The sequence below is a fragment of the Oceanisphaera avium genome (assembly GCF_002157875.1).
Lineage (GTDB): Bacteria > Pseudomonadota > Gammaproteobacteria > Enterobacterales > Aeromonadaceae > Oceanimonas > Oceanimonas avium.
Genome location: NZ_CP021376.1, coordinates 2295943 through 2307500 on the forward strand (window position 1 = coordinate 2295943; position 11558 = coordinate 2307500).

Consider the following 11558-nt stretch of genomic DNA (forward strand, 5'->3'; position numbering starts at 1 on the left):
TAAAACATACTTATAAGCGGGATATATTTACCACGAAAAAATAGTGAACAGACTTGAAAATGACTATTAATGGTAAGAGCTAACTAGCCACTCTTTAGGAGCTAGCGCTTAGCCATTTAAATATCTTAATCACTTGTGACTCTATCTCGTCTCTATTTTCCGTGTTCTTCCGGGTATTCCGTGGCAAAAAACCATTAGTCTTTAAAAGACTACAGGCTGCTCTTTACTGCAGCAGCGAGATATCGGCGACTTGTAAGAATAAGTTGCGCAGCTGATTGAGCAAGCTTAAGCGGTTTAAGCGCAGCGCTTCATCGTCTGCCATTACCATCACCTGATCGAAGAAGTTATCGACACTTTCACGCAAGGTCGCCAACTCATTCAAGGCGTTATTGTAATCGGCATTAGCAAACAAGGGCGCTAAGCGCGCACTTAATTCGCTCAGTTGGCTGGCCAAGGCTTTTTCGGCATCATCTTGCAGCAAAGCAGAGTTTACTTGCTTAGGAATAGTGCCTTCGAACTTAGTAATAATATTACCCACGCGCTTATTCGCAGCAGCTAAGGCAGAAGACGCTTCGAGCTTTCGAAACTCGCTGACGGCTTTCATACGAGCATTAAAGTCAGCAGGTCGGGTGGGACGACGGGCCAATACCGCTTGGATCACATCTACGTCGTAGCCCAAGTCTTGGTACCAAGCGCGAAAGCGCGCCAGCATAAAGTCTAAAATTTCTTCACTGGCATTAGCATTGCTTAGCTTATCGCCATACAGCGTTCGTGCCTGCTCGATTAACACCGGCAAGTCTAAGTCGTACCCTTTTTCCACGATAATGCGCAGCGCACCTAAAGCGGCGCGACGCAGCGCAAAGGGGTCTTTATCGCCTTTTGGCGTTTGACCGATGCCAAAAATACCCACTAGCGTATCTAGCTTATCAGCTAAGGCGACCGCGGCCGAGATATCTTGGCTGGGCAGCGCATCACCAGAGAAGCGGGGCTGATACTGCTCTTTTAAGGCCAGCGCGACCGCTTCATCTTCGCCGTCGTGGCGAGCATAGTGCATACCCATGACGCCTTGGGTGTCGGTAAATTCAAACACCATGTCGGTCACTAGGTCGCACTTAGAAAGTAAACCGGCACGCTCGGCTTTTGCTTGATCGGCACCAATAGCCGCGGCAATAAAGCCCGACAGTGCACTAATGCGTTCAGATTTTTCCCGCACCGAACCCAATTGCTGTTGGAATAAAACGCTATCGAGTTGCTCAAGGCGAGATGCCAAGGTGGCTTTGCGGTCGTTATCGAAGAAAAACTGTGCATCGGCTAAGCGTGGGCGCACCACTTTTTCATTACCGGAGATAATTTGGCTGGCGTCTTTCGACTCTATATTAGTGACAAAGATAAAGGTCGACATTAACTTGCCCGCGCCATCATAAACTGGGAAGTATTTTTGGTCGCCTTTCATGGTATGCACTAAGGCTTCGGCAGGCACTTCAAGAAAGTTATTTTCAAAGTGCGCGGTCAGTACCACCGGCCATTCTACCAGTGAGGTCACTTCTTCTAGTAAGTCGGCATCTAAGTCGGCCACGCCGCCTACCGCAGCAGCAGCGTGGGCGACGCCGTCTTTAATGATGGCTTTACGCCGCTCAAAGTCGGCCAGTACCTTGCCGGTAGTTTCCAACTTCTGCAGATAGTTATCCGCATGATCCAGTTCAAACTCAGCTTCACCCATAAAACGGTGGCCGCGTACGGTGCGCGTTGAGCTTAAGCCTAAAATATTGGCGGCCAGCAATTGCTCACCCAGCAAGAGGGTTAGCGTATGCACCGGGCGAATAAACTGAATGCTCTTATCACCCCAGCGCATGGCTTTAGGAATGGGCAAGTGGCTCAGTGCTTTTTCTACCATGGCGGGCAGCAACTCGGCGGCGGCTTTACCTTTAATTTCGGCGGTGTGCACCAGCCATTCGCCTTTATCGGTTTTTAAACGACCAGCTTGGGCAACGTCTATGCCATTGCCTCGGGCCCAGCCTTGAGCGGCTTTAGTCGGATTGCCATCGGCATCAAAGGCGGCTTGCACCGCAGGGCCACGCTTTTCAACTTGCTTATCGGCTTGAGCCAAGCTTAAACCGGTGACATACACCGCTAAGCGACGTGGCGCGGCAAACCAGCGTACTTCATCGAAAGACAGATCCGCTTGGCTTAATTCTTGAGTTAGGTTGTTGGCAAAGGCGGTGGCTAAGCTGCGTAGCGCCTTAGGGGGCAGCTCTTCGGTACCCAATTCAACCAAAAAATTCTGTTCAGACATGCGGATCCCTTATCCTTCTTTGTTACACATGGGAAAACCAAGGGCTTCGCGAGAAGCGTAATAGGCTTCGGCTACGGCTTTGGTTAGGGTGCGAATACGCAAAATATAGCGCTGGCGCTCGGTGACCGAAATGGCCTTGCGGGCATCAAGCAAGTTAAAGGCATGGCCGGCTTTTAAAATTCGCTCATAGGCAGGTAAGGGCAGCGGCGTTTCTAAGCTTAATAGGTATTCGCACTCTTGTTCGCACTGTTCGAAATAGCCAAATAGGTTTTCGACGTTGGCATGCTCAAAGTTATAGGTAGATTGCTCAACTTCATTCTGATGAAAGATATCGCCATAGGTCGTTTTACCTAAAGGACCGTCGCACCAAACTAAGTCGTAAACTGAGTCTACGCCCTGAATATACATGGCCAACCGCTCAAGGCCGTAAGTGATTTCACCGGTGACGGGTTTGCACTCTAAGCCACCCACTTGCTGGAAATAGGTAAACTGTGTGACTTCCATGCCGTTAAGCCAAACTTCCCAGCCTAAGCCCCAAGCACCTAAGGTCGGGTTTTCCCAGTTATCTTCCACAAAGCGAATGTCGTGAATTAAGGGATCTAACCCCAGTGCTTTTAATGAGCCCAGATAGAGCTCTTGCAGATTATCGGGGGAGGGCTTGATGATGACCTGAAACTGGTAGTAATGTTGCAAGCGGTTAGGATTTTCACCATAGCGTCCATCGGTTGGGCGGCGCGAGGGCTGCACATAAGCGGTGGCAATGGGCTCTGGGCCTATGGCACGTAAGCAGGTCATGGGATGAGAAGTGCCGGCTCCCACTTCCATATCTAACGGCTGAACTATGGCACAGCCTTGCTGAGCCCAATAATCCTGCAAGGTCAGGATCAGGCCCTGAAAGGTATTGATATCGAATTTTTGCATGATGTAAGCGCCTTGCTATAGGTGCGTTCGCAGAGTGAAACTAAGGGCTAGAGTATACCTCTTGACCCGAAGCGAATATAGGTTGAATTGTTGGGGCAGCGCCGAGCACCAAGCGCCCGGCACCAAGCTAAATAAAGGGCGGTGTTTATGCCGTCATCCTGACGAAAGTCAGGATCTCGTTTTAGTCTTTAATCTTTATGCTTTTTAGCTTGGCACATAGCGCTTAGTGCTGCTCCTCGCCTCACCCCACACATACAAAAAAGGAAGTCCTATGTTAGTACGCTGTGCTTGGGTTAATGATGACCCTAGATATCAGGCTTATCACGATTTTGAGTGGGGCGTGCCGGAGTATGATAGTCGCGCCTTATTTGAAAAGCTGTGCTTAGACGGCCAGCAAGCGGGCTTAAGCTGGTTTACTATTTTGTGCAAAATACCTCACTATCGCGCTGCCTTTGCCAATTTTGATCCATGCTTAATCGCCGAATTCGACGAGCAAGATGTAGCGCGTTTAATGAACGACTCAGGCATAGTGCGCAACCGACTAAAAATCCGCTCTGTTATTACCAATGCCCGAGCTTACCGCTTGATGCAGCAACAAGGGATAAATTTCAGCGGTTGGTTATGGCAGTTTGTGAACGGGAGTCCCATTGTTAACCACTGGGCTAGCCCTGAACAGGTACCTACTTCCACGCCTGAGTCACAAGCAATGGCGAAAGCCTTAAAAAAGCAGGGTTTTTCTTTTGTGGGCGAGACAATATGTTATGCCTTTATGCAGGCCACCGGTATGGTTAACGACCACTTACTAAGGTGCCACTGTCACCCGAACAACGACAATCTCTGACCCAAAATCTCTAAGCAGACTTTGTAGATCACAGCCAGCAAGGCTATATTGGTTTACATTGCGCTTGTTACATATGGAACCTTACTATGAAAAAAATCTGTCTGGCTATTGCCACTACTATCGCTCTTTCTGCTTGTACGACTAACCCGTACACTGGAGAGTCTCAAGCATCTAACGCAGCCAAGGGCGGCGGTTTAGGTGCGCTGGCCGGTGCTGTTATTGGTGGCGTTTCTGCAAGCTCCAGTGACCGCAAAAAAGGCATCTTGATTGGTGCGGCCAGTGGTGCAGCCTTAGGCGGCGGTGTGGGTTACTACATGGACGTGCAAGAAGCGAAACTGCGTGACCAAATGCGTGGTACCGGCGTAAGCGTGACCCGTAATGGTGATAACATCATCTTAAATATGCCAAGCTCTATAACCTTTGCCGTAGATAGCGCTGACTTATCTCCTAGCTTCTATAACACGTTAAGTGGTGTGGCTTTAGTACTGAAAGAGTATGACAAGACTTACGTAAACGTAGTGGGTCATACCGACAACACTGGTTCTGCTAGCCATAACCAAGCTTTGTCTGAGCGCCGTGCCGCTGCTGTGGGCCAATACTTAATTGGTCAAGGTGCTGCTGCTAATCGCTTTAATATTCGTGGCGTTGGCTTTAACCAGCCTGTAGCTAGCAATAACTCTGAAAGCGGCCGTGCACAAAACCGCCGTGTAGAGATTACGCTGAGCCCAATGCAGTAAACTGTTAGTGGATTAGTTTAATAAAAATGCCCGCAGTTGCGGGCATTTTTTGCTTAAAAAACAGCTGTACGCTTTACGCGATCCGTAAAAACAAAGAGTGTTTATCTTTTAACGTCAGGCGTATAGCGTTCGGCTTCCAGCTGTGTTTAAGCCCCTTTTTGGATCAAAAAGCGATAAGGCAATTGAGTAATTTGGCTAGACAGTAAACTGTGATCCATAAACTGACAAAAACTTGGAATATCACGTGCCGTAGAAGGATCGTCAGCGATAATTAGTAAGGTTTCCCCCATTTTCATGGTGCGCACTTGTTTGCGTACCATCATCACCGGCTCGGGGCAACGCAGACCGATGGCATCGAGATGATGGTGAGCTTCAAGAACAGAAAGGGGCATGAGCAAAGTACCTCTGGTATCGTCTTCAGATTAAGCTAAAAGTAAGCACACTATTTTAAAGCTGTTGAAATATTGGTCAACAAAAAAGTCCGTGAAGGGTAAAGCACAAAGGATGAGCAATAAAAAAGACACCCAGCTATCTGGCTGACTGTCTTTTCACGCTTTACCCTTCACTCCTCACACAAATTATACTCTTTCAAACACGGTCGCTATGCCTTGGCCTAGGCCAATACACATGGTGGCTATACCTAAGTGAGCATCGTGGCTTTCCATAAGGTTAATCAAGGTCGTTGCAATGCGCGCCCCGGAGCAGCCTAAGGGATGGCCTAAGGCGATGGCGCCGCCATTAAGATTTACTTTTTCATCCATTTTATCTAATAAGTTTAACTCTTTAAGTACTGCAATCGACTGAGCAGCAAAGGCTTCGTTGAGCTCAAATAAGTCAATATCATTAAGCGTTAAGCCTGCACGAGCCAAGGCTTTGTGTACTGCCGGCACAGGACCATAGCCCATAATAGCCGGATCGCAGCCCGCGACTGCCATAGCCCGCACTCGTGCTCGGGGCGTAAGACCCAGCGCCTTTGCTTTGGCTGCAGACATTACCAGCATCGCCGCAGCGCCATCTGATAATGCTGAGGAGGTGCCCGCTGTAACTGTGCCATGAGCGGGATCAAACACCGGTTTTAACTTTGCGAGTGACTCCATATTAGTGTCGGGGCGGATCACTTCGTCGGTTTCAAACAGCACTAAGCTGCCATCTGCACTATGGCCTTGGGTAGGTAAAATTTCATTAGCAAAGCGTCCTGCTAACGTTGCTTGCTGTGCTAAATGGTGCGAGCGCACCGCAAAGGCGTCTTGTTGCTCACGGTCCACCTTATACATACGCCCCAGCATTTCAGCGGTGAGTCCCATCATGCCCGACGCTTTCGCCACGTTCAGTGCTAACTTGGGGTTAAAATCAACGCCGTGATCCATGGGCACATGGCCCATATGCTCCACGCCGCCAATCATAAATACGTCGCCATCGCCCACCATAATAGCGCGACTAGCATCGTGTAGCGCTTGCATTGAAGAGCCACATAAGCGATTAACGGTGACGCCTGTCACTTCTTTAGGTAAACCGGCTAACAAGGCTGAATTTCGCGCAATGTTATAGCCTTGCTCTAGCGTTTGCTGCACACAACCCCAGTAAATATCTTCAATATCAGCAGCGGCAAGCGCGGGGTTTCTGGCCAGCAATCCTTGCATCAGGTGCGCGGATAAATCTTCGGCTCGCACATGGCGAAAGGCGCCACCTTTAGAGCGCCCCATAGGGGTGCGAATACAGTCGACGATCACGACTTCATTTAATGCCTTGCTCATGCTGTTGTCTCCTGTGCCAAGGGGTAGAATTTTTCATTATTAGCGGCCATGTTACGTAAGCCGTCGCTGACCTGATAAAGCGGCCCCAGATAAGCAAACTGATCGGCTAAGGCGACATACTCATTTAAGCCCATATTATCGAGGTAGCGAAATACCCCGCCATGAAAGGGCGGAAAGCCAACGCCGTAGACGAGTGCCATATCGGCTTCGGCCGGTGAGCCAATAATGCCTTCATCTAAACACAGCACCACTTCGTTAATCATAGGGATCATCATGCGTGCGATAATATCTTCGCTGCTAAATTCTTGTGGCTCGCCTGCCACCGCAGCTAAAAGAGTGGCACTTTGAGGATCGAGCTCTTTTTGCAGTTTACCTTTGCGATCGGGCGCATAGGCGTAAAAGCCTTGGCCATTTTTTTGACCAAAGCGCTCTTGCTCGTACATGACATCAATGGCGTTTTTACCCGTTTGGCTCATGCGCTCGGGAAAGCCCTGTGCCATGACTTCTGCTGCATGATGTCCTGTATCTATCCCCACTACATCCAGTAAGTGAGCCGGCCCCATAGGCCAACCAAATTTCTTTTCCATTACTTTGTCGATAACCACAAAGTCGGCGCCATCATGCACGAGCTGGTTAAAGGCAAAGAAGTAGGGGAATAGCACACGGTTAACAAAAAAACCTGGGCAATCATTAACTACAATCGGTGACTTTCCCATGGCTGCCGCATAGGCCACTACTTTATTGATGGTGTCATCTGAGGTTTGCTCACCGCGTATCACCTCCACGAGTGGCATGCGATGCACCGGATTAAAAAAGTGCATGCCGCAAAAGCGGGCGGGATGCTTAAGATTCTTCGCTAGCGCAGAAATAGGAATAGTAGAAGTATTAGAAGCAATCACCGTTTCATCTGCTACGGCTGCCTCTACCTCGCCAAGTACTTGGCCTTTAATTTTAGGGTTTTCGACGACCGCTTCTATCACAATATCTACTGTTTGGAGGGCGTCGTAACTGAGCGTCGGTGTAATGTTAGCCAGGGTTTTAGCGAGCTGGTTGCCGTCTATTTTACCGCGATCAAGTTGTTTATTAAGCAGCTTTCCGGCTTCGTTCATCCCCAGCATAAGCGCATGATCATTAATATCTTTCATCACGGCCGGTATGCCCTTAGAGGCTGACTGATAGGCGATGCCTCCACCCATAATACCGGCGCCTAAAACCGCTGCTTTTTTAATGGCAGGCGCGGCTTTAGTCGCTTTCTTTGTTTTGCTCTTAATAAATTGATCATTAAGAAAAATACCTACTAAAGCGCGAGCCACCGAGCTTTGAGTGAGTTCAATAAAATGTTGGTGCTCAAGCTTTAGCGCTTCGTTACGCGCTAAATTTGCGGTTGCCTCAATGGTTTTTACCGCTAACAGCGGTGCCGGATAATGGGGCCCCGCTTTGGCGGCTACCATGCCTTTGGCCGTACTAAAGCTCATGGCTGCTTCGAGTTTATCCAGCGTCAAGGGCGCGGTTTTTTGAGCGCGTCTTGCCTGCCAATCTAATTTATCGAGCGCGGCATCTTTTAACAGTTGAATAGCGGAGGCTTCAAGATGGTCTGTTTCTACAATGGCATCCAATACACCTACTTTTAAGCAGGCCTCGGCTTTATGATCTTTGCCGGTAGTAATCCACTCCATGGCGTTATCAGCCCCAATTACTCGGGGTAAGCGTACCGTACCGCCAAAGCCGGGCATGATGCCAAGTTGAGTCTCAGGTAAGCCAATGCGTGCCGTGGCATCGCCAATGCGATAATCGGTAGCTAGCGTGCATTCACAGCCTCCGCCTAAGGCGTAGCCGCGGATCACAGATACCGTAGGAAAAGGCAGGTCTTCGAGTCGATTAAAGATACGGTTCGCTTGGCTTAGCCAGTCAGCGAGGGTGGCTTTAGGTAAGTCGAACATACTTAAAAATTCAGTAATGTCGGCACCCACGATAAAGGCGTCTTTATCACTGGTAAGCAAGAGCCCTGTGATGTCTGAACGCTGCTCTAAGGCACTAATCGCCTCACCCAGTGCAGCAACTGTGGCTTGGTCTAGTTTGTTAACGCTGCCTTGATTAGCAAAACAGAGCTTAGCAATCCCGCCTTCAAGCTGTGTAACTGAAATGGCTTCGCCTTGGTAGATCATTCCCATGTCTCCTTGGTTGCTAGGGATAAACACCCAAATGTTGCCCTTGTGGTATAGAAACAGAGGGCAGAGCTAAAATTACTATGAACAGAAAAACAACAGACTTCAACCGTAAATTTAAACAAACGTTTTAATTGTGGTGCGATGCTGTTTTGCGCAAAAATGCGCAGCATAAACGGCACAAAAGATGACAAGTCATGCATATTCGGCAACAATGTCGCGCTGTTTTTATGAGGCTAAACAAGAGTCTCAATCTCAATACTAGGTGTTTTTTCTGCTAGGGGAGTGAAGTTTAATGAATATGTCTCCCTACCTGATCCCCGCTGCTCCTTTAGTATGGGAGCAAGAGATTAAAAAAAGCCGGTTTATTGCCTATCTTGGCCATACTGCCACTCCTGAAGAGGGGAAAGCTTTCGTTGAAACTATTCGCGCTAGCGAACCTAGCGCTCGCCATCATTGCTGGGCATTTGTAGCGGGCCCACCCAGTGATTCACGGGTGTTAGGATTTAGTGATGATGGTGAGCCAAGCGGTACCGCTGGTAAGCCGATGTTAGCGCAACTGCAAGGCTCCAATATTGGGGAAATTACCGCGGTCGTAGTGCGCTATTTTGGAGGCATTAAATTAGGCACGGGCGGCTTAGTACGAGCCTATGGTGGCACCTTATCTTTAGCATTAAGTGAGCTAGTTACCGTAGAAAAGCGCATTATGACCGAGTTCATTATTCAAACCCAGTATACTGAATTGTCGGTGGTGGAATTTTTACTGACCGAGTTTGAAGGTCATTGGCAGCAAGTGGATTATGGTAGTGAAGTGCAAGGCGTCGTCTTAGTAGAAGCGCGCGCCGCGGTTGAGTTTAGTCGTCAACTACAAGATCGCAGTCAAGGTAAGGTGATTGCCAAGCCTGTGGTGCCAAGCCTTAGCTAATTAAGAACAATGGAAGTTTAATGCATATTCGCACCATCATTCGTATTGTTGGCATCTTAGTCGCACTTTTTAGTGTCACTATGCTGGCGCCTGCCTTAGTGGCTTATATCTACCGAGATGGTGCCGGCTTAGATTTTTTTAGTGCTTTTGTGATCTGCTTAATTTTAGGGCTAATACTGTGGTTTCCTAATCGTACCCATACCCAAGAGCTGAGATCTAAAGAAGGCTTCTTAATCGTAGTCTTGTTTTGGACCGTACTCGGCAGCGTGGCTGCCATCCCCTTTATCCTCAATAATGAGTTGGATATGTCGGTCGCCTCGGCATTTTTTGAGGCTTTCTCTGGCTTAACAACCACAGGCGCCACCGTTATCAGTGGCCTAGATGCCCTTCCCAAAGCAATTTTATTCTATCGGCAAATGCTGCAATGGTTAGGCGGCATGGGCATTATCGTACTTGCGGTGGCTATTTTACCTATCTTAGGAATTGGGGGGATGCAGTTATTTCGTGCCGAAATACCGGGGCCGGTAAAAGATAATAAGGTGGCGCCCCGTATTGCCGAAACTGCCAAAACGCTGTGGTATATCTATCTGGTACTCACCATTAGCTGTACCTTATTACTGTGGTTAGCAGGTATGGATATGTTTGATGCAATTTGTCATGCATTTTCTACCATCGCCATTGGTGGTTTTTCTACATACGATGCCAGCGTGGGTTATTTTGCCAGTCCCATGATTAACTTAATAATCGTAGTGTTCTTATTGATTGCTGGCGTAAACTTTAGCCTCCACTTCGCCGCCTTTGCTAATCGTGGACTGCGCTTATCTGTGTATCGCTTTGACCCGGAAGTGAAATTCTTCTTAGGGGTACAAATAGTACTGACCTTAATTTGTTTGGCGATATTATTAGGCCATCAGGTATATAGCGATCCTTGGCAAGCGCTAGATCAGGCTTTATTTCAGTCGGTATCCATTGCTACTACCGCCGGCTTTAGTACAACCAGCTTTGCGCAATGGCCATTATTTTTGCCAGTATTACTAATGATGGCTTCTTTTATCGGCGGCTGTGCGGGCAGTACTGGCGGTGGGATGAAAGTGGTGCGCATTATGCTGCTTAATTTGCAAGGCATGCGTGAATTAAAGCGCTTAATTCATCCCAGAGCCGTATATCGTATTAAGCTTGGCAATAAAGCATTAGCTGATAAAGTGGTAGAGGCCATATGGGGCTTTTTCGCTGCTTATGCCCTCGTGTTTGTGTTATGTATGCTGGCGCTATTAGCGACCGGCATGAATGAATTAACGGCCTTTACTGCGGTGGCTGCCACACTGAACAACTTAGGACCTGGCTTAGGAGAAGTTGCGGCTAATTTTGGCAACACTTCTGAAGCCGCCAAGTGGATCATGATTTTGGCCATGTTGTTTGGGCGACTTGAAATATTTACCTTGCTAGTACTGTTTACGCCAGCATTTTGGCGTAGCTAAGAGGAGTCTATGGAAAAACTGTTGGTACTTTATTCATCACGTAATGGCCAAACTAAAAAAATTATTGATGCCATGCAGGGTGAATTTAGCGATTATCAAGTCGAATTAGCAGACTTGCATGGCCCAGTGCGTAAAAATTTAAGTAAGTACGACAAAGTGCTCATTGGCGCCTCTGTTCGCTATGGCAACTTCCATCCTGACTTATTTCACTTTATTAACGTACACAGTGAGCAGCTAGCCGCAGCAGATGCCAGCTTTTTTTGTGTGTGCTTAGTCGCACGCAAACCAGAGAAAGCCGTGCCGAGCAATAATGCCTATATAAAGAAGTTTCTTGCTAAGTCTCGCTGGCGCCCCAGAGCTATCGGAGTATTCGCCGGTGCCCTTAAATACAGCGAATACAATTGGTGGCAAACCCGTATTATCCAATTCATTATGAAGATGACC

Annotated in this window: 10 protein-coding genes (1 of these 10 running past the window's edge); 5 read left to right on the top strand and 5 right to left on the bottom strand. The window is 48.2% G+C overall.

Annotated features, from left to right (window positions below; translation table 11 throughout):
- Positions 1 to 223 precede the first annotated feature (223 nt).
- On the bottom strand, positions 224 to 2293 hold the full coding sequence (glyS, locus tag CBP12_RS10520) for a glycine--tRNA ligase subunit beta (protein WP_086964388.1): 2070 nt from the start codon (positions 2291 to 2293) through the stop codon (positions 224 to 226).
- A 9-nt stretch (positions 2294 to 2302) separates the two neighbouring features.
- The gene (gene glyQ / locus CBP12_RS10525) at positions 2303 to 3214 is read right to left on the bottom strand and encodes a glycine--tRNA ligase subunit alpha (protein WP_086964389.1); all 912 of its coding nucleotides are present in this window, start codon (positions 3212 to 3214) and stop codon (positions 2303 to 2305) included.
- A 271-nt stretch (positions 3215 to 3485) separates the two neighbouring features.
- Here glyQ and CBP12_RS10530 point away from each other — a divergent pair, with 271 nt between their 5' ends.
- Positions 3486 to 4055 carry a DNA-3-methyladenine glycosylase I gene (locus CBP12_RS10530; RefSeq protein WP_086964390.1) on the top strand — a complete coding sequence of 190 codons (570 nt, stop codon included), beginning with the start codon at positions 3486 to 3488 and terminating at the stop codon, positions 4053 to 4055.
- Positions 4056 to 4141: 86 nt separating this feature from the next.
- Positions 4142 to 4792, top strand: coding sequence for an OmpA family lipoprotein (locus CBP12_RS10535; protein ID WP_086964391.1), 651 nt, complete (start codon positions 4142 to 4144; stop codon positions 4790 to 4792).
- 146 nt (positions 4793 to 4938) lie between these two features.
- Here CBP12_RS10535 and tusA read toward each other — a convergent pair whose 3' ends face one another.
- The 3 genes from tusA to fadB all read right to left on the bottom strand — a co-directional run bounded on the left by tusA (position 4939) and on the right by fadB (position 8711).
- Entirely contained in the window at positions 4939 to 5184 is a 246-nt protein-coding gene (gene tusA / locus CBP12_RS10540; protein ID WP_086964392.1) for a sulfurtransferase TusA, read from the bottom strand.
- A gap of 186 nt (positions 5185 to 5370) precedes the next feature.
- Positions 5371 to 6546: an acetyl-CoA C-acyltransferase FadA gene (fadA, locus tag CBP12_RS10545; RefSeq protein WP_086964393.1), complete on the bottom strand. Its 1176-nt coding sequence runs from the start codon at positions 6544 to 6546 to the stop codon at positions 5371 to 5373.
- A complete protein-coding gene (gene fadB / locus CBP12_RS10550; RefSeq protein WP_086964394.1) occupies positions 6543 to 8711 on the bottom strand; it encodes a fatty acid oxidation complex subunit alpha FadB in 2169 nt (722 codons plus the stop codon). Before fadB ends, fadA begins: the two co-directional genes overlap by 4 nt.
- A 295-nt stretch (positions 8712 to 9006) precedes the next feature.
- Here fadB and CBP12_RS10555 point away from each other — a divergent pair, with 295 nt between their 5' ends.
- The 3 genes in view from CBP12_RS10555 to hemG are tightly spaced (at most 20 nt apart) and all read left to right on the top strand, a layout consistent with a single transcriptional unit that may run on beyond the window.
- Positions 9007 to 9636: a YigZ family protein gene (locus tag CBP12_RS10555; RefSeq protein WP_408634959.1), complete on the top strand. Its 630-nt coding sequence runs from the start codon at positions 9007 to 9009 to the stop codon at positions 9634 to 9636.
- A 20-nt stretch (positions 9637 to 9656) separates the two neighbouring features.
- Positions 9657 to 11114, top strand: coding sequence for a TrkH family potassium uptake protein (locus CBP12_RS10560; protein ID WP_086964395.1), 1458 nt, complete (start codon positions 9657 to 9659; stop codon positions 11112 to 11114).
- A 9-nt stretch (positions 11115 to 11123) separates the two neighbouring features.
- Positions 11124 to 11558, top strand: the 5' portion of a protein-coding gene (gene hemG / locus CBP12_RS10565; protein ID WP_086964396.1) for a menaquinone-dependent protoporphyrinogen IX dehydrogenase. It continues 93 nt past the right edge of the window; only the first 435 of its 528 coding nucleotides appear in the window; it begins with the start codon at positions 11124 to 11126; its stop codon lies off the right edge, out of view.

Bases quoted from the DNA above. Each gene is read 5' to 3' on its own strand.
- fadB (WP_086964394.1), bottom strand. From the start codon at position 8,711: ATGATCTACCAAGGCGAAGCCATTTCAGTTACACAGCTTGAAGGCGGG.
- CBP12_RS10530 (WP_086964390.1), top strand. From the start codon at position 3,486: ATGTTAGTACGCTGTGCTTGGGTTAATGATGACCCTAGATATCAGGCT.
- CBP12_RS10555 (WP_408634959.1), top strand. From the start codon at position 9,007: ATGAATATGTCTCCCTACCTGATCCCCGCTGCTCCTTTAGTATGGGAG.
- CBP12_RS10535 (WP_086964391.1), top strand. From the start codon at position 4,142: ATGAAAAAAATCTGTCTGGCTATTGCCACTACTATCGCTCTTTCTGCT.
- glyQ (WP_086964389.1), bottom strand. From the start codon at position 3,214: ATGCAAAAATTCGATATCAATACCTTTCAGGGCCTGATCCTGACCTTG.
- fadA (WP_086964393.1), bottom strand. From the start codon at position 6,546: ATGAGCAAGGCATTAAATGAAGTCGTGATCGTCGACTGTATTCGCACC.
- CBP12_RS10560 (WP_086964395.1), top strand. From the start codon at position 9,657: ATGCATATTCGCACCATCATTCGTATTGTTGGCATCTTAGTCGCACTT.
- glyS (WP_086964388.1), bottom strand. From the start codon at position 2,293: ATGTCTGAACAGAATTTTTTGGTTGAATTGGGTACCGAAGAGCTGCCC.
- tusA (WP_086964392.1), bottom strand. From the start codon at position 5,184: ATGCCCCTTTCTGTTCTTGAAGCTCACCATCATCTCGATGCCATCGGT.